The organism is Rhodococcus sp. ARC_M6, from assembly GCF_022810305.1.
GTDB lineage: Bacteria > Actinomycetota > Actinomycetes > Mycobacteriales > Mycobacteriaceae > Rhodococcus_F.
Window position 1 is genome coordinate 268,831 of the sequence record NZ_JALGQH010000003.1, and the last position, 18,348, is coordinate 287,178.

Annotated in this window: 14 protein-coding genes; 9 read left to right on the forward strand and 5 right to left on the reverse strand. The window is 60.5% G+C overall.

Annotation, left to right across the window (positions count from 1 at the left end):
• The first annotated feature begins 274 nt into the window (after positions 1-274).
• The 9 genes from MTX36_RS06450 (at position 275) to MTX36_RS06490 (ending at position 13,307) form a co-directional block, all read left to right on the forward strand.
• A complete protein-coding gene (locus MTX36_RS06450) occupies positions 275-3,730 on the forward strand; it encodes an indolepyruvate ferredoxin oxidoreductase family protein (protein WP_243618879.1) in 3,456 nt (1,151 codons plus the stop codon).
• 106 nt (positions 3,731-3,836) lie between these two features.
• Positions 3,837-4,643, forward strand: a complete 807-nt coding sequence (locus MTX36_RS06455; RefSeq protein WP_243618881.1) for a MerR family transcriptional regulator — start codon at positions 3,837-3,839, stop codon at positions 4,641-4,643.
• A complete protein-coding gene (locus MTX36_RS06460; RefSeq protein ID WP_243618882.1) occupies positions 4,640-5,485 on the forward strand; it encodes a hypothetical protein in 846 nt (281 codons plus the stop codon). The genes MTX36_RS06455 and MTX36_RS06460 overlap by 4 nt, the downstream gene beginning before the upstream one ends.
• Before the next feature lie 43 nt (positions 5,486-5,528).
• A complete protein-coding gene (locus MTX36_RS06465; RefSeq protein ID WP_094271302.1) occupies positions 5,529-6,143 on the forward strand; it encodes a TMEM175 family protein in 615 nt (204 codons plus the stop codon).
• Between the two features lie 20 nt (positions 6,144-6,163).
• Positions 6,164-6,613 (forward strand): helix-turn-helix transcriptional regulator, encoded by a 450-nt coding sequence (locus MTX36_RS06470; RefSeq protein ID WP_243618884.1) that lies wholly within the window; start codon positions 6,164-6,166, stop codon positions 6,611-6,613.
• Between the two features lie 85 nt (positions 6,614-6,698).
• Positions 6,699-9,116, forward strand: a complete 2,418-nt coding sequence (locus MTX36_RS06475) for an ATP-binding cassette domain-containing protein (protein ID WP_374230434.1) — start codon at positions 6,699-6,701, stop codon at positions 9,114-9,116.
• Positions 9,117-9,194: 78 nt separating this feature from the next.
• Complete coding sequence (locus tag MTX36_RS06480; protein ID WP_243618886.1) at positions 9,195-9,713, forward strand: hypothetical protein; 519 nt, start codon at positions 9,195-9,197, stop codon at positions 9,711-9,713.
• Positions 9,714-9,782: 69 nt separating this feature from the next.
• Positions 9,783-10,751 (forward strand): TIGR00341 family protein, encoded by a 969-nt coding sequence (locus MTX36_RS06485; RefSeq protein WP_243618888.1) that lies wholly within the window; start codon positions 9,783-9,785, stop codon positions 10,749-10,751.
• 132 nt (positions 10,752-10,883) lie between these two features.
• Positions 10,884-13,307 (forward strand): ATP-dependent Clp protease ATP-binding subunit, encoded by a 2,424-nt coding sequence (locus MTX36_RS06490; RefSeq protein ID WP_243618889.1) that lies wholly within the window; start codon positions 10,884-10,886, stop codon positions 13,305-13,307.
• A 67-nt stretch (positions 13,308-13,374) separates the two neighbouring features.
• Here MTX36_RS06490 and MTX36_RS06495 read toward each other — a convergent pair whose 3' ends face one another.
• From MTX36_RS06495 to MTX36_RS06515, 5 genes are all read right to left on the reverse strand, one after another.
• Complete coding sequence (locus MTX36_RS06495) at positions 13,375-13,863, reverse strand: nuclear transport factor 2 family protein (protein WP_243618891.1); 489 nt, start codon at positions 13,861-13,863, stop codon at positions 13,375-13,377.
• A 31-nt stretch (positions 13,864-13,894) separates the two neighbouring features.
• The gene (locus MTX36_RS06500) at positions 13,895-15,208 is read right to left on the reverse strand and encodes an MFS transporter (RefSeq protein WP_243618892.1); all 1,314 of its coding nucleotides are present in this window, start codon (positions 15,206-15,208) and stop codon (positions 13,895-13,897) included.
• 63 nt (positions 15,209-15,271) lie between these two features.
• On the reverse strand, positions 15,272-16,729 hold the full coding sequence (locus MTX36_RS06505) for an FAD-dependent oxidoreductase (RefSeq protein ID WP_243618894.1): 1,458 nt from the start codon (positions 16,727-16,729) through the stop codon (positions 15,272-15,274).
• Positions 16,726-17,508 carry an SDR family NAD(P)-dependent oxidoreductase gene (locus MTX36_RS06510; protein ID WP_243618896.1) on the reverse strand — a complete coding sequence of 261 codons (783 nt, stop codon included), beginning with the start codon at positions 17,506-17,508 and terminating at the stop codon, positions 16,726-16,728. Before MTX36_RS06510 ends, MTX36_RS06505 begins: the two co-directional genes overlap by 4 nt.
• Positions 17,501-18,337, reverse strand: coding sequence for an SDR family NAD(P)-dependent oxidoreductase (locus MTX36_RS06515; protein ID WP_243618898.1), 837 nt, complete (start codon positions 18,335-18,337; stop codon positions 17,501-17,503). The genes MTX36_RS06510 and MTX36_RS06515 overlap by 8 nt, the downstream gene beginning before the upstream one ends.
• Positions 18,338-18,348 lie beyond the last annotated feature (11 nt).

The following is an 18,348-nucleotide window of genomic DNA, read 5'->3' on the forward strand; positions in this document are numbered from 1 at the left end:
CATTCCTTTCTTGTCGTGTGTTCTGAGTTCAGTATGTAAGTTGACGTTGCGTCAAGGTCAAGGCGAATTCAGGATCGATTTTCGTTGTGGCCACGAATGCGTCTCCAACTGACAGATTCGATGAACTAAGCGAGGTGATCCAGCTCACAGATGAGCGAAATGAATAGTTCTAGCCCTCACTGTTGACGCTTTTTCATACCTGGATAACGATCATCTGAACAGATCGAAATATGTGGTGTGTTCGGGTGCACTTCAGATGGGAACGGTGGTCACGATGACTGAACTGGTGTCGGGCGTAGCCCAAGCCAAGCCCTACGACCTCGACGATCGGTACCGGTCGGGATCGGGCCCGGTGTTGCTCACCGGTGTTCAGGCGATTGCACGCGGGTTTGTCGAACAGCACGTCCGCGACATCCGTGCGGGTAAGCGCATCGCTACCTTCGTCTCCGGATATCAGGGCAGTCCGTTGGGTGGCGTCGACAAGATGCTTCACGGAATGCCCAAGGTGCTGGCGGAACACGACATCACGTTTGTTCCCGGATTCAACGAGGAACTCGCTGCGACTGCGGTATGGGGAAGTCAGACCGATCTACCGGTGGGCACAGCAACACATGACGGTGTCACAGGAATTTGGTACGGCAAGGGGCCAGGTGTCGACCGCGCGACCGACGCCATCCGCCACGCAAACATGTACGGCGTCAACCCCAAAGGCGGAGTAGTGCTGCTGGTCGGTGACGACCCGGCATCCAAGTCGTCGACGGTTCCCGCAGTGAGTGAACGCTCTCTTGCTGCAATGGGAGTTCCGGTTCTGTTTCCCCGAAATGCCGAAGAGATCATCACGATGGGCATGCACGCAGTTGCGCTCTCCCGTGTTTCGGGTTGTGTTGTGGCCCTGAAGATTGTCGCCGACGTCGCAGACGGAGCCTGGACGGTGGACGGCAGCATCGCAGACTTCGACATCGTGGTCCCCGAGGTTCAGTTCGAGGGCAAGCCGTTTGTGTACAAGCAGCGTCAGATGGCAGCTCCGCCAGACAGTGTGATCGCCGAAGCCGATTTGTACGGCCCGCGTTGGGATCTGGTTCATGCGTACGGCGCCGCCAACAACCTCGATGTCATCGAGGTTGATCCCTCCGGTGCCAAGATCGGTATCGCGGCCACCGGAACCACATTCGATTCCGTGCGTCAGGCTCTCGCAGACCTGGGCGTCGACGACGAAGCTTTGCACCGCGCCGGAATTCGCTTATTCCGTATCGGCATGCCGTACCCGGTCGTCGGAGACACAGTGCGCGAGTTCGCAGCCGGACTCGAACAGATCATCGTGGTCGAAGACAAAACTGCGTTCGTCGAGGCGCAGATCCGCGAAATCCTTTACGGCGTCGACGACGCTCCCCGAATTGTCGGCAAGCGCGATGGTCAAGGTCGCCTTCTCATGCCTGCCAGCGGCGAACTTACCGCCGGCCGGCTGCTGGCCCCGCTGCGCCGGGTGCTGAAGCCGCATGTCGAACTCAAGCGCACCCTTCCCGCTCCGTTGTCACTGAATGTCCTCTCCGCCAAGCGAACCGCGTACTTCTGCAGCGGGTGCCCTCACAACCGATCCACCGCGATCCCTGAGGGTTCCATCGGCGGCGGCGGAATCGGTTGCCATACCTTGGTTACGATGTCCGGACGTGAGGACAGTGCAGTCACCGGGCTGACCCAGATGGGCGGCGAGGGTAGCCAGTGGATCGGTCAGGCCCCGTTCACCGACGTACCGCACCTTTTTCAGAATGTCGGCGACGGAACCTTCTTCCACTCGGGCCAATTGGCGGTGCAGGCGTGCATCGCTGCCGGTGTGAACATCACCTACAAGTTGCTCTACAACGAGGTAGTGGCAATGACCGGCGCGCAGGATGCGGAAGGCGCCCTCTCCGTTGCGCAGCTCACCCACAAGCTGACCACCGAGGGTGTTAAACAGATCATCATCTGCGCCGACGATCCTGCGCGGCACAGCAAGCGGGCTTTGGCCAAGGGCGCCAAGCTCTGGCATCGTGATCGTCTCGACGAGGCGCAGAAGGAACTCCGCGAGATCAAGGGCGTCACGGTTCTGATCTACGACCAGCACTGTGCGGCTGACGCGCGGCGTCAGCGTAAGCGCGGCACTTTGCCTACGCGCAACACTCGAGTTGTCATCAACGAAGCAGTGTGTGAAGGCTGTGGCGACTGCGGCGTCAAGTCCAACTGCCTGTCGGTTCAGCCGGTGGACACGGAATTCGGTCGCAAGACGAAGATCGATCAGACGTCCTGCAACACCGACTACACGTGCCTCGACGGCGATTGCCCGTCTTTCGTGACCGTGGAGTTGGTCCCCGGCACGAAGGCGCCCAAGGCAGTTCGTCCGCAGCCACCTGTTGTCCTCGACCCGGAGTTCGGTCCGCTCACGGCCACGCAGAACGTGTTTCTTGCGGGTATCGGTGGCACGGGTATCGTGACTGTCAACCAGGTATTGGCAACGGCGGCACTGCGCGCGGGGCTCGAGGTCGAAAGTTTGGACCAGATCGGGCTGAGTCAGAAGGCCGGACCCGTTGTCTCCCATCTACGTTTCAGTGATGGAGCGCTCGAGCCGTCCAACCGCCTCACTCCGGGCAGTGCCAACTGCATCGTTGCGTTCGATCTACTGACTGCGACGGACAACAAGAACCTCGAATACGGAAACCACGAATCGACCATCTCCATCGCGTCGACGTCGCAGACTCCTACCGGCGACATGGTGTACGACAAGGCTGTTCGCTACCCCGAAGAGGCATCCCTACTGGCTCGCCTGGACAAGGTATCGCGGACCCTGCGTTCCTTCGACGCATTGGCCGCGGCGCAAGAGTTGTTCGGTAACACCGCTGCTGCCAACTTCCTGTTGATCGGCGCGGCCTACCAGAGCGGTGGACTCCGTCTGCCGGCCGAGTCGATCGAAGAAGCAATCGGAATCAATGGTGTTGCGGTGGAGTCGAATATCGCAGCGTTCCGCTGGGGCCGCGTCGCAATCGCCGACCCCGCTGCATTCGAAGCCGTCATCACGCCGGCCAAGTCCGTTCGGGCACCGGTTGTCGTACCGGCACATGTATTCGCCGGTACGAGCCTCACGGGCGAAACACTTCGATTGGTGGAACTGCGTGCAGCACAGTTGATCGAGTTCCAGTCCGCCAAGGTTGCGAAGCGCTACATCGACCAGGTTCAAGCCGTCTGGACCGCTGAGCGCGCAGCAACCGAGCGAACCGACTTCAGTGAGGCTGTTGCCCGCGGTCTGTTCAAGTTCACTGCATACAAGGACGAGTACGAAGTTGCTCGGATGCTGGTCGACCCTGCTTTCATCGAGGACGTCAAGTCGCAGGTGCCGGCCGGGGAGAACCTGACCTACAAGCTCCACCCGCCGATTCTCAAGGTGATGGGACGCAAGAAGAAGATCGGTCTTGGACCCAAGTCGCATGTGGCACTGAAGGTTCTGGCAAAGGGCAAGAAGCTTCGCGGCACCAAGCTCGATCCCTTCGGCTACATGCATGTTCGCAAGATTGAGCGTGAACTACTGGCTCAGTACGAGGGCCTGATCGGTGACCTGTCCAGCACACTTACTGCCGACGGGTACGCCCGTGCAGTGGAAATCGCAGGGCTGCCGGACATGGTTCGCGGGTACGAGGACGTCAAGCTCGGAAACATCGAGCTGTACAAGGAGCGTCTGCGTGAACTCGGTATCACCGCCTAGTTCGATGTAAGGAACGACTGTGCCCCAGCGGCTATCTTCGCTGGGGCACAGCTCTGTTCGAAGTCATTCTTGACCTTGACGCAGCGTCATGGTTCAGACTGTGGGCATGCGTATAGGTCAGCTTGCCGATGCTGCACAGACCACACCGAGAACCGTGCGGCACTACCACCGACTCGGGCTACTGCGAGAAGCGGATCGACGTGCGAACGGGTACCGCGAGTACACAATGGACGACGTCGTACGCCTGGTCCGAATCCGGTGGCTGGCTGAGCGCGGAGTGCCGCTGGGCTCGATAGCGGCGCTGTTTTCCGCCGATGAGTCGGACGAAGGTATGAGCGACACCGTTGCCGACCTTCGTGCATTGATCGGGTCGGTGGAAGCCGAACAGGCGAAGTTGGCGCGCCGCCACGGCGGGCTCACTGCGATGCTCGCCGATGCGGAGAACGGCCGACCCATTTCCGCGTTGCCCGCAGGGGTCGCTCGTGCTCTCACGCATGCAATCGACACTGCCCAGTCGACTGCGGTTCGCGTTGCGCTCGAACGTGAACGAGACCTCCTCGAAGTGCTGGCAATGACCGGCAACCTTCCCGAGGAATTTCTGTTGTCCTACGCGTCGGCAATTGCGGACGACAAAGCGCGACCGATTTATCTTGCGCTCCTGTCCGATTGGTCGAATTTGGAAGGGCGTGAAGTAGATTCGGCCGAGGAAGAAATCGAAGGACTCTCGCGGAGACTTCTCGACCAATTCGATGAACAGGCGATTTCAGACCTGGAGGCCGATACTGCTGGCTTCGGATCACAGATGCCGGTCTTGCTGGAAGATGTAATTCCCGATCCGGCGCAACGCGAGGTGGTACTGCGAGTTCAACGCGCTCTACTAGCGAGAATGACTGTGACGGGAGATCTTGAATGAAACTTCTGAGCGCCAAAGCTTTTCATCGAAGAATGCAACTGGTAACCGCTCTGGTCTTCCTTGTCAACGGGGCATTCTTCGTGACTGGCATTCTCACGGCGGGGCAGGCGGTACTGCTCTTTCTCGTTGTCGAAGCCCCGTTGGCGTTGTTTGTCCTCCTCGGGTTCGTGACAGCGTATGTGGAGTGTCGCCGTCGTGGACTGGGAGCTGCCGTCTCGGTATCTGAGGTGCTCGGCGATTCTCCGTTCTGGCGGCCGATTCGGGCGGAACTCCTTGCCTACCAGTCGTTGTGGTTCTGGGTGCGTGGACGAGACAAAGGCGTCGAGCCCGGCGGTGTCCCCATTCGGGCCAGCGGTGGATCACTGGTTCTCCCCGTAGCTTTCGGTATTGCCACCGTCGTCGAAATTGCAGTTCTGCATCTCCTGATTCCGTGGATGTGGCTCAGTGCGATTTTCGCAGTGGTATCGGTGTGGTCGCTACTGGCGTTGTTCGGTTACCTCGCCGTTCATCGTGTGCACCCGCACTTTGTGACCGATTCTCGTTTTGTGCTGCGGCAATCGGGCAAGGTTGTCATCTCGATCGATCGCACACTCATTGCGTCGGCCCGCTGTAGTCGCCGATACGGTGAGACGGTACCAGCGTTGGAAGGTGGTCGACTGGTGCTGCCGAACTTGGACGGTACCAACATCGATGTTGTTCTGAAACAACCGATTCCCGCTGGATTACCGTCGATGATTCCGCGCTATCGCCGCAGTGGATCCGTCGACAGAGTCAGTTTGTACGTCGACGAACCCGCGGATCTGGTGACGGCGTTATCGAATGTCGTAAATGTCGAGAAGTAGTCAGAGACCGGCGGGTTTCGTTTGTGGCGCTTATGCTTCCGCGATGGCAGAGACTGCAGAACGGACACGTTACTTCGAACGGTACGTCACCTTCATCGATGCAATTGCGGCAATCGCGATCACCCTGCTGGTGCTTCCGCTGGTCGAATTGACCAGCGATCACGACGGTACGACAGCGGAACTACTTCGGGAGCATGCGGCTCAGTTCTATGCCTTCGGACTCAGTTTTCTGGTCATCTTTCGGTTTTGGTGGTCTCAGCATCGGTTACTTCGCTTCGTGATCGACGGCGACGCAGCCGTGGTTCGGAGCTTGGCGCTCTGGGCGCTGACAATCGTCTTCCTGCCGTTTCCCACAGCTTTGGTGGCTACGGCATCCGTGGAGACGACAACGAGGGCGCTGTATATCGGGACGATGGCGGTCAGCGCGGGATGTCTCGCGGTGATGGCTTGGGGCCTGGATCGGAAGCCGGAGTTGAGTGAAGGCGATGCGTCGTCAAGCGTTGCAGCGACGACCGTCACGACGTTGATCCTCGTTGTGGCGCTGCTGATCAGCGTGCTGATTCCCGCCACGACTTACTACCCGTTGCTGTTGCTCCTGGTTTCGACGCCACTCGAGAAGCTCTGGAAACGATTGGCTTCGGGTGCACAACGCGATTGAGACGTGGCACGATCGATCAGGTGACCAGCACAACCGCCGAAGCGCAGCGACTGCTTGACCTCGCGCTCCTACGCCGCGTTCGCGACCGGATCGACCGGGAGTATGCGAAGCCTTTGGATGTCGAGGCGCTCGCGCGCGGGGTGAATATGTCGGCCGGGCATCTCAGTCGCCAATTCCGGCTCGCCTACGGAGAGCCTCCGTACGCCTATCTGATGACGCGGCGCATCGAGCGCGCGATGGCGTTGCTGCGTCGCGGCGACCTCAGCGTCACGGAGGTCTGTTTCGAGGTCGGCTGCAGCTCGCTCGGTACCTTCAGTAGTCGTTTCACGGAGTTGGTGGGAGTTCCTCCCAGCGTCTATCGGCGGGATGCTGCACAAACGACTGTGGGATTGCCGTCGTGCGTCTCGAAACAGGTGACAAGACCGATCAGGAATCGAGAAGCGCCGACGCCCGAATCGCAACTATCGTGACTGCATCCGAGAATTACGCTGAGCTATCCAGCCGTCACGGCTAAGTATTTGTATAGACGGACACGACTGACAGATGGAGACAAGAGTGAGCACTGCCGCGCGGACTGCCACGAGCACAGCCAAGCGAGGGAAGGTGGATGCGTCGACCACGCAGCATCTTGCCGACAGTCACGACCTCATCCGCGTGCAGGGCGCGCGAGTGAACAACCTTCAGGACATCAGTGTCGAAATCCCGAAGCGACGGTTGACAGTGTTCACCGGAGTTTCGGGTTCGGGAAAGAGTTCACTGGTGTTCAGTACGATCGCCGCGGAGTCGCAGCGGATGATCAACGAGACGTACAGCGCGTTTGTCCAGGGCTTCATGCCGACGTTGGCTCGACCCGACGTCGATGTTCTCGACGGGCTGACGACGGCGATCATCGTCGACCAGCAGCGTATGGGCGTCGACCCCCGTTCGACGGTCGGAACCGCTACCGATGCCAACGCGATGCTTCGCATCCTGTTCAGTCGACTCGGAAAGCCTCATATCGGCTCGTCTCAGGCGTTCTCTTTCAATGTCGCGTCGGCCTCCGGCGCCGGTGCGATCACCATCGAGCGCGCCGGCCGTGAGACCAAGGAGCGTCGGAGCTTCAGCATCACCGGCGGTATGTGTCCGCGATGTGAGGGCCGTGGTTCGGTCAGCGATTTCGACCTGACGGCGCTGTACGACGACAGCAAGTCGCTCAACGAGAACGCGCTCACCATTCCCGGCTACAGCATGGACGGCTGGTACGGCCGTATCTACCGCGGCTGCGGCTTCTTCGATCCCGACAAGCCGATCAAGAAGTACACCAAGAGGGAACTGAACGACCTCCTCTACAAGGAGCCGACCAAGATCAAGGTCGAAGGAATCAACCTGACATATACGGGTCTGATACCGCAGATTCAGAAGTCGTTCCTGTCCAAGGACGTAGATGCGATGCAGCCGCATATCCGGGCATTCGTGGAGCGGGCAATCACCTTCGCAACCTGCCCGGAGTGCGACGGCACCCGGCTCAGCGAGGCGGCCCGGTCGTCGAAGATCAAGGGCATCAGCATTGCCGACGCCTGTGCGATGCAGATCAGCGACCTCGCCGTGTGGGTCGCCGGCGTGAAGGAACCCTCGGTGGCTCCGTTGTTGGAGACGCTCTCGGATACTCTCAATTCCTTCGTGGAAATCGGGTTGGGATACCTGAGTCTGGACCGGCCTTCCGGGACACTGTCGGGTGGTGAAGCGCAGCGCACCAAGATGATTCGACATCTCGGATCCTCGCTCACGGACATCACCTATGTCTTCGACGAGCCCACTACCGGTCTGCATCCCCACGACATCCAACGGATGAATGATCTACTGCTGCGTCTACGCGACAAGGGCAACACAGTGCTCGTCGTCGAGCACAAGCCGGAGACGATTGTGATTGCCGACCACATCGTTGATCTTGGCCCCGGTGCCGGTAGTGGCGGTGGCACAGTCTGTTTCGAGGGGAGTGTCGAAGGGCTGCGGGCCAGCGACACCATTACCGGCCGACATTTCGACGACCGGGCTGTGATCAAGGAAAGCGTGCGTGAATCCAACGGCGCGATGGAGATTCGCGGCGCTACGTCACACAACTTGCAGAACGTCGATGTCGATGTGCCACTTGGTGTTTTGGTCGTGGTGACCGGTGTGGCGGGGTCGGGTAAGAGCTCGCTGATCCACGGTTCGCTGTCGAAACGCGATGGTGTGGTTGCCATCGATCAGGGTGCGATCAGGGGCTCGCGGCGCAGTAACCCCGCGACGTACACCGGATTGCTCGACCCGATTCGTAAGGCATTCGCGAAGGCCAATACGGTGAAGCCCGCGCTGTTCAGCGCCAACTCTGAGGGCGCTTGCCCGACGTGCAACGGCAACGGCGTTATCTACAGTGACTTGGCAATGATGGCCGGCGTCGCGACCATCTGCGAGGAGTGCGAAGGCAAGCGATTCCAGGCCGACGTTTTGGAGTACAAGTTCGGTGGGAAGGACATCAGCGAGGTGCTCGCGATGTCGGTGGCCGAGGCCGAGGAGTTCTTCGGCGACGGCGACGCAAAGCTGTTGCCGGCTCACAAAATTCTGGTTCGACTCGTCGACGTCGGGCTGGGCTACCTCCGCATCGGCCAGCCGCTCACGACACTGTCCGGCGGCGAGCGGCAGCGAATCAAGTTGGCTACCCACCTCGGTGAGAAGGGTGGCGTCTACGTCCTTGACGAGCCGACGACAGGTCTCCACCTTGCAGACGTCGAACAGCTTCTCGGCCTGCTCGACAAACTTGTCGACTCCGGTAAGTCTGTCATCGTCATCGAGCATCATCAGGCAGTCATGGCGCACGCCGACTGGATCATCGACCTAGGCCCCGGCGCCGGCCATGACGGCGGAAAAATCGTCTTCGAGGGAACACCAGCCGACCTCGTTGCCGACGGTTCCACTCTCACCGGAAAGCATCTCGCGGCGTACGTCGGCGGCTGAGCGAGCCCGTTACGTGGGCCGTCTGGGGCGATTGAGCGATTCTTCGAATACCGGGCGGTCCACGTGATTCACTTTTTTATGAGAAAAGCACTGCTGATTGCGCTCATGGCTGTCGGTTTGGTCGCCGGGATTGTGCCGGCGGGAGCGGCGCAGCCGTCCTGGTCCGGCGATTACTCACTCAAACGCTTCGCCGCGTCGAAACACGGTACGAGTCTGGCGGCGAGTCAGTGGGAACCTGACTTCTCCGACACGTACACATTCAAGACGGATTGTTCTGACAGTCCCTGTGTTGCCACCGTGATCGGCGGGCCGCCGCCCGCCAACCCAACCCTGCCCCAGCCCGCGACATACACGTGGGACGGGACGCGCTGGGTTCATCCCTATGACTGGGAATGGGACTGCTATATGGGTGAGGGCGTACCAAAGGAGTGGGCGCCGGCACACTCGTTCGCGTACTACACACCGCAAAGTGATGGCACGCTGACAGGCTCGTGGACCACCACGATCGACAGTGGTACGTGCGCAGGCACGGTGACCATGGACGTTGCTGCTTATCCCGTTCGTCCGGCGCCTCCGGCGTTCGGCAGTGCTAGTTGAACTGCATTCTGCAGTAAAGGTTTTCGATCCTGTATCCGACGGTCTGAGGAGTCTTCGGGAGGAGGCGTGATGCGTGGGGTGATCCCCGACGAGCAGCGACGGACCTTGGCGCAACTCGACGAACGACTCGACCTTTCGGTCGGGGACAGTGAGGCCAAACGCTCCGCCTTCTGGGTGATGCTGACGTTGTCGGCGGTGATCGCCGTGGCCGGCGTCGTGAGCGATTCCACCGCCACCGTGATCGGCGCGATGATCGTCGCACCCTTGTCGACGCCCATCCTCGGCGTGGGTCTGGGCATCACCACCGGCCGCGGCGCTTTGGTCGGTCGGAGCTTGCTGTACGTCGCCGGTGGCATCTGCGTCGTCGTCGTATTGGGCATTGTGTTTGCGCAGGTACTGCCGAATCCGACCAACGTTCTGACCAATTCGCAAGTGCTCGGACGCACCTCGCCGACGTTGATGGATTTGACCGCCGCCCTGGCGACCGGTTTGGTCGGTGCTATCGCTGTTGCGCGCAAAGACGTCGGCGACGTACTTCCCGGCGTCGCCATCGCCATTTCGTTGGTTCCTCCACTGGCGGTGGTAGGTGTGTGCCTGGTATCCGGGGCTCCGACTCTGGCTATGGGCGCGTTTGTGCTGTTCGCCTCGAATGTCGTCGCCATGATCATTACTGGGACAGCCGTGTTCGTCGTCGCCGGGTACACACGCGATGCCGGGATATCGAAGACATCGCACCGCCGGGCATACTCCTTGCTGACTGCCCTGTTGATCGTGGTTGCAATTCCGATGGTCGGCAATTCCCTGTCGTCGTTGTGGGCGACGCAGATCGGGACCGCAGCCGAACAGTGGCTCGACGGCACTCCCGGAGCAGAGGTCACCGCTGTCACGTGGCAGGGCAGTACCGCCACCGTAGCGGTGCTCGGACCTGAGACATTGCCGCCATTGGACGAGCTCGAGAAATCCGTCGACGCGCTAATTCCGTGGAATCCCGACGTGCAGGTCGTTCACACAGTCGGGGCGCGGATCGTCGTCGAATGACGATGGTGAACAGGCAGGGAATAGCCGGCTGACCTCCATTGCTGAAAGTAGTCCGAGCTCGCGGGAATTGATTACGCCTCGGGCATGTTACTTGAGTGAGTAACGCTCAACTTTCTGCAAGGAGGCTTCGGAATGCCAGCATTCTTCGGGCCGGAGGGTCCCGGTCGTATCGATATTTCCCGGCTCATGAGCAGGGCCACCCAGCAACTCATGGCTGAAGCTGCACGCACAGCATCTGCTCGCGGTGATTCGGATCTCGATGCACTGCACGTTCTCCGCGTCATGGCGGAGCAGGACCCGGTCCGCACGCTCATGCAGCGCGCCGGGGCTGACCCGAAAGCCGTAGTCGACGCCGTCGATTTGCGGCTCCCACAAGGCCGTGAGCAGGTCGGATTCACCGCACCCGCGCTCAGTAGTGCCGTCAAAACTGCTTTACTCGAGGCGCATCAACTGGCCCGCGCCCTCGGATCGACGTACATCGATCCGGAACACCTCTTCATTGCACTCGCCGGCGATCTCGATCACGCGCCCGGTCGTCTGCTCGCTTCTGGCGGCGTTACGCCGGAGAAGCTGCAGAATGCCGTTCGTAACCCGGATGTTCCTGCAGAAGCAGAGGAGTCCACTACGCCGATGCTCGACAAGTTCGGCGTGGACCTCACCGACCGCGCACGCAACGGTGGTGTCGATCCGGTGATCGGCCGCGCCGACGAGATCGAGCAGACTATCGAGATCCTCTCGCGTCGTACCAAGAACAACCCTGTTCTGGTAGGCGAGGCGGGTGTCGGTAAGACTGCGATCGTCGAAGGCTTGGCTCAGCGCATTGTCGACGGTGAAGTGCCGGATTCCCTGGTAGGCAAGAGGATTGTTCAACTCGAGCTCTCCAACATGGTCTCGGGTACTCGCTACCGCGGTGATTTCGAAGAACGACTCACCAAGGTCATCGACGAGATCACGGCGCATAAAGACGAACTGATCGTCTTCATCGACGAGATGCACACCATCGCCGGTGCCGGCGGCGGCGCCGAAGGTGCAATGGATGCCGGAAACATCCTCAAGCCCAAGCTCGCTCGCGGTGAACTGCACATTGTCGGTGCCACCACGCTCGACGAATACCGCAAGCACATCGAGAAGGATCCCGCACTCGAGCGACGCTTCCAGCCTGTTCAGGTGGGGGAGCCGTCGATCGAGGATGCGATCGCGATCTTGAGTGGTTTGCGCAGTCGCTACGAGGATCACCACAAGGTGCACTACACCGACGAGGCGATCACCGCTGCGGTTGAACTGTCCGCTCGCTACATCGGTGATCGGTTCTTGCCGGACAAGGCAATTGACCTCATCGACCAGGCGGGCGCGCGATTGCGGTTGAAGACCGCGACCGTCGATACCGCAGCGCTGCAGCAGCGTCTCGAGCAGCTCGAAGCCGACAAGGAGAAAGCCGTCGCCGACGAGTTGTACGAGAAGGCCTCCACTTTGCGTGACGAGATCAACATCGTGACGCAGCGCCTCGACAAGGCGGGAAGTGCGGCTCCGGCCGAAGAGACACCTGACGTGACTGCCGAGCAGATCGCCGAAGTTGTCGCCCGCGCAACGGGTATCCCGGCAAGCCAGATGACTCAGGCAGAGAAAGATCGCCTGCGCCGTCTGGAAGAGGAACTGCACGGTCGTGTCGTCGGACAGGACGATGCTGTTCGCGCGATTGCGCGGGCAGTGCGTCGTAGCCGCACCGGCATGAGTGACCCGAATCGTCCGGTGGGTAGTTTCTTGTTCCTGGGTCCGACTGGTGTCGGTAAGACAGAGCTCGCAAAAGCTTTGGCTGCCACACTCTTCGGCGACGAGAACAAGATGCTGCGGTTCGACATGAGTGAATTCGGCGAAAGGCACACGGTCAGCAGGTTGGTCGGTGCACCTCCCGGATACGTCGGATACGGCGAAGCCGGACAGCTCACGGAACAAGTGCGTCGTAACCCGTACTCGGTGATCCTGCTCGACGAGATCGAGAAGGCGCACCCGGACGTGTTCAACACCTTGCTTCAGGTGCTCGACGACGGCCGTCTGACCGACGGTCAGGGTCGCACGGTGGACTTCAAGAATGCCGTAGTGATCATGACCAGTAACCTCGGCTCGGACATCATCTCGAGCAAGTCCGGTGGGCTCGGCTTCATTACCGGCGACGCTGAATCGGCTGAAAAGCCATTGCGTGATCGTGTGATGGCGCGGCTGCGTGAATCGATGCGGCCGGAGTTCCTGAATCGAATCGACGAGATCGTGATCTTCCGCAAGCTCGATACCGAGCAGTTGCACCGGATCGCGGACTTGCTGCTCGACGACAGCCGTAAGCGGTTGCAGTCCAAGGGTATCGAGATCGAGTTCACGGCTGACGCCGTGGATTGGATCGCCGAACATGGTCATCAGCCGGAGTTCGGAGCGCGTCCGTTGCGTCGTTCGATCCAGCGGGTAGTCGACGACAAGATCGCCGACATGCTGCTCGACGATCTCCTCGAAGAAGGCGGCAGCATTACTGTCGGCGTCGACGAGGGTGAGTTGGTGTTCAGCTAGGGGCTTCGCCCCTGTGCGCACTTTTGGTAGTTCACGCTACCAAAAGTGCGCGCAGTCGCGTCGCGACTCAGGGGACCTGCGTGTACACCGGGTCCTCGAAGGATCGGCGTGATGTCACCCAGTTCTGCGGGAGCACGTTCTCGACCAACTCTTCACGCGATTCGTCGAAAACCACGATGCGATCGGCAATTCGCCATTCCCCGTGTCGTCGCTCGAACCGGTCGACGTAACGACACTTGATCGTGGCAAGTGTCTGCGCGGTGTTCGTGCCCGAGCGTTCTTGACGCAGGTAACACAGGCAGTACGACTCCGCTTGCGCGACATCACCATTGACGTCGATCAAGATGTTCGAAATGACATGCATCGACGAGTCGATCGTCTTGTGCCGGATCTTCATATCTTCGATCAGGCCGTCGACGGTTCCGATGTAGCCACCGTGATTGTCGATCGCGTCGTCGAAGTAGCAGAGGGCGACGCTCTCGAAGTCCTTTCGATCGACCGCTCGGGCATACCGGTACAGAACTTCGGTGATCGCTTGCTTGTCGGCGAAGGTCACAGTGAAATCTCCTGTCCTGGAATCGGTGTGATCAGTCGACCTGCAGAGCGATGCCCTTGGTTTCCTTGATGAAGAACACGGTGACGAAGGTGATCACGGCGCAGAATACGAAGTAACCAGCCGGGGCGAGCGAATTCCCGGTCAGGCTGATGAGGTACGTCGCGATGAAAGGTGCAGTGCCGCCGAGGAACATGTTGGTGACATTGTTGCCGAGTGCCAGACCGCTGTATCGCACAGAGGCTTTCAGCATTTCCACGTACGTCACGTACGAGGCACCGTTCACGACCGAGACACAGATGAACAGAACTGACTGCCCGACGACGGCCTGCCAGACGCTTCCGCCGGCCATCATCATGAACATCGGGACTCCGAGCAGTACTGCTGCGGCGCTACCGGCGAACAACACCGGACGTCGTCCGTACTTGTCGGCCAGGTATCCGGAGGTGGGCAGCGTAATGACGCCGAGTACCAGTGCGAGAGAAGTCGAAAGGAATGCGACTCGCGAGGAGTGACCGCCGGTGGTCTGGAGGTAAGTAGCCGCGTAGACGGATGCGATGTAGTAGCCGCCGGTGATGAGTGCGCCGAGCAGAATGATCTTGACGACGCTGCCGCCGGAGGTGCTGAGCAGTTCCCTGATGGGGAGCTTCTTCGTCTCGCCCTTGTCCTGGAGCTCTGTGAACTGCGGGGTGTCTTCCATCTGGCTACGGATCCAGATACCGATGCCACCGATCAGGAGGCTGAGCAGGAACGGAATGCGCCAGGCCCATTCCAGGATCTGCTCGTGGGTGAAGGCCGAGGTCAGGCCCAACGCCATCAGTGATGCTGCCAACGAACCCAGGTAGGTTCCGGTATTGACCATCGAGGTCTGCGTGGCACGCCAGCGGGCCGGTGCAGATTCGGATACGAAAGCGTTGGCGCCACCGAGTTCGCCACCCGCGGCAAAGCCCTGGAGGCAGCGAGCGAGCACCAAAATCGAAGTCGCCCAGACGCCCAACGTGGCGTAGGTCGGCAGTAGACCCATGCCTGCGGTGGCCAGCACCATCAGCAGAATGGTCCACGACAAGGCGTTCTTTCGCCCGTACTTGTCACCGATGTGGCCGAAGAAGATGCCACCGGGAACACGTAGGAAGAATGCGACGGCAAATGCCGCGAACGTGCCGAGGAGCGCAGCGTTCGGGTCGTGCGACACGAAGAACAGTGCCGCAATGGTCGTCGCCATGTATCCGTAGATGCCGAAGTCGTAGTATTCGACGACGGTACCGACCACAGCCGCGCGGATGACCTTTGTGGTCGACTGACCCTGAGGTGTCACTTCGCTGATCTCGCTGTCCTCGGCTCGCGCCATGGTCTCATTCTCTAACATTTTGGTCCCTACTGACTTGGTTCGGTGCTGCGCAGACGATGGACGTCAGGCGTGAGCAAAGGAATGGACGGCTGCGTCGGAAACGCTGGTCCGGGTGAATTTCGCCGCGTTACGTCCTGCGATGCGGCCCATGGTCAGAGCGTTGGCAACGGCGTTGCCCCCGCCTACATATCGCAATCCGAGGATTCCGGCGCCGGCCTCACCGGCTGCATAGAGACCCTCGACCGGGTTTCCCTCGCGGCCGAGTACGGCCGCATTGGAGTCAATTTCCATACCGGCGTGGGTGCAGACCAGCTCTGCGGGAAGGATTCTCGCCGCGTAAAACGGTGCTGCCACGATGCTGTCGGGATTGCCGACCGCGCCCTTGTTGCGCAGCGTCCGATGACGAAGGTAGTCGTCGTCACGGCCGTTCGGTAGTTGTTCGTTCCACTTGTTCACCGTCGCTTGAAGGGTTGCGACGGGGACGTCGATGAGTGCTGCGAGTTTTTCGATGGTGTCGGCGCGATGAGTGTTGCCGGCGGCAACTTCCTCCTCGACGCGCTCCGGGTTCCAATCCGCGTATCCGGGAGCAAGACTGACGCGAGCATTCTCGTCGAAGATCATCCAGCCGTAACCGCCCTGTTGATCGATGATTCCGGTGGAGATCGCATACGATGCGTCCTCGTCCATGAACCGGCGACCGTTCCGGTTGACGTAGATGCGCGACTTCGGCGGGAAACCGGACTGCCAGTGATGGAACCGCTGAAAATACACGGTGGGCATGATCAGGCCCCAGCCGTCACCGATGATGGGCATATCCAGCTCATGTGCGAACCGAATGTGGTCTCCGCGACTGCCTTCGGCTGCAACGACGAACAAATCGTCGCCCGCCTTGTTGGCGACGGGGAAGTACTGATCGACAAGTTCCGGGTTCTGCGCGAATCCGCCGGTGGCAACCACGACGGCTCCGGCGCGGACTTCGATGTCGTCGGCAACAACACCGACAACCCGACCGTCTTCCTCGATCAGCTTCTGTACCCGCGTGCCGAGGATGGCTTCGATACCGTGCTTACGGCGCGCCCGGTCCAGTGTCTGAACGAGGCCGTAGCCCTGATCTTTCGGGACGTGGCCGCGCCAGACATCTTCGACGCCGGCCTGCGCAAGCCCAGGTTGGTGCGCATTGCCGGAGATCGACGTGGGGATCTCGACGCCCAGCTCGATGAGCCATTCCAGTGTCGGACCGGCATTTTCGCAGAAGGCGCGGATCAGTCCAGGTGCGAGTAGCCATTGGTTGAGGTCCATGTAGTGCTGGAAAAACTTCTCCGCGGAGTCCTCGATGCCGAGGCCGGCCTGCACGCTGGTGCCTGCTGCGGTGAAGATTCCGGCAGAAAGTTGGGTGGAGCCGCCGAGTTCGGTTTCGGACTCGAACAGCAGCACCGACGCGCCTTCTTCGGCAGCCGATACGGCAGCCGCCAGTCCGGCGCCACCGCCGCCGATGACGATGACGTCCCAGTCGTCACTCATGAAAGTTCTCCAGTCTCCGCAATGACGCGGTGGTACAAGCCATTCGAGACCAGTCCGCCGTCCACTGTCATTTCCGTTCCGGTGGTGTACGTCGACTTGTCCGACAGCAGAAAGAGCACGGCTTCGGTGATTTCATTCAGAGTTCCCATGCGCGCGAGGGGAACTGACTTCAGAGACGCGTCGATAAAATCGCTCGTGGTACCGAGCAGGGCAGTTCCGACCATTCCCGGATGCACCGAGTTGACGCGGATGCCCCACTGGGCGAAGTTGCCGGCAGCCGACTTCGATAGGCCGGTGAGGCCCCACTTGCTCGAGGAGTACGCGGGTGAGAAGTAACCGATCTGGCCGGCGATGGACGAGATGTTGACGATGGATCCGCCACCACTCTCACGCATCAACGGCGCCACAGCCTTCATGCCGTAGAACGGCCCGAACAGATTGATCTTCATGGTCAGTTCCCAGATATCGTCCGGGGTGTCCATGAATTCGAGTCGACGCGAGATACCGGCATTGTTGACCAAGCCGCCGAGTTCGCCATGGGCGGTGCGGATGTCGTCGACCAGAAACGTCCAGGCTGCGGCATCGCTGACGTCGAGGGTGTGTCCCGAAGCCGATCCGCCGGCGGCAGTGATCTCGTCGATCAGTTCCGATGAATCGGCAACGTCTGCAACACAGACGTGCGACCCACGCGCTGCGAGGGTACGCGCATGATGCGCACCCATACCGGCAGCGCCGCCGGTGACGAGAACAACTCCGGGGTAGGACGTTTGATCAGACATGCCGTGAACCGCCGTCGACTGCGATGCTGTGCCCGGTGACGTAACGCGAACTGTCCGAGAGCAGGAACAGCAGCGGGCCGAAGACCTCCTCGGGTGAGCCCAGGCGGTGCAGTGGCACTGCGTCGAGAGCATTGGCGAGTGCGATCGGGTCTTCCTGCACCCACTTCGTCATGGCGGTGTCGATGTAGCCGGGAGCGATGGAGTTGACACGAATTCCCTTGTCGCCGAACTCTACTGCCAGCGATTCGGTGAGGTGAGCGACAGCAGCCTTCGAAGTGCAGTACGCACCGCGACCCTTGCGCACGCGTAGAGCGGACACGGAAGACATGTTCACGATGGCGCCGCCGGGCTTGATGTGGCGGGCCGCAGCCTGAGCGCCGTACAGCACGCCTTCGACGTTGACGCTCAGTGTCGCGCCGATTTGTTCGGGAGTGATCTCCTCGGCGAGTGCAAACGGGAAGATGCCTGCATTGTTGATCCAGAAGTCCACCTGGCCGAATTCCTTCAAGGCAAGCTGGGCGAGCAATTCGTGCTCGTCGGGCTTGGTGACGTCGATGCGGGCACCGATTACACGGCCGGGCTTGTCTGCCAAGGACGTCGAGGCCAGTGCCGCATTGATGGATTCAGCGGTCGCAAGCATCTGCTCTTCATTGATATCGGCGCCGACCACATTGATGCCGCGCGTCGCCAAGCCTTCGGCGAACGTCGCACCCATACCTTGCGCCGCACCGGTCACGACGGCGACCTTGCCGGCCAACTCCGGGTACAGCGCCAACAGTTGGGTGGCGACGGTACGGCCGGGATTGGACTGGTCAGCAACTGCGGTCATGATTGTTTCTC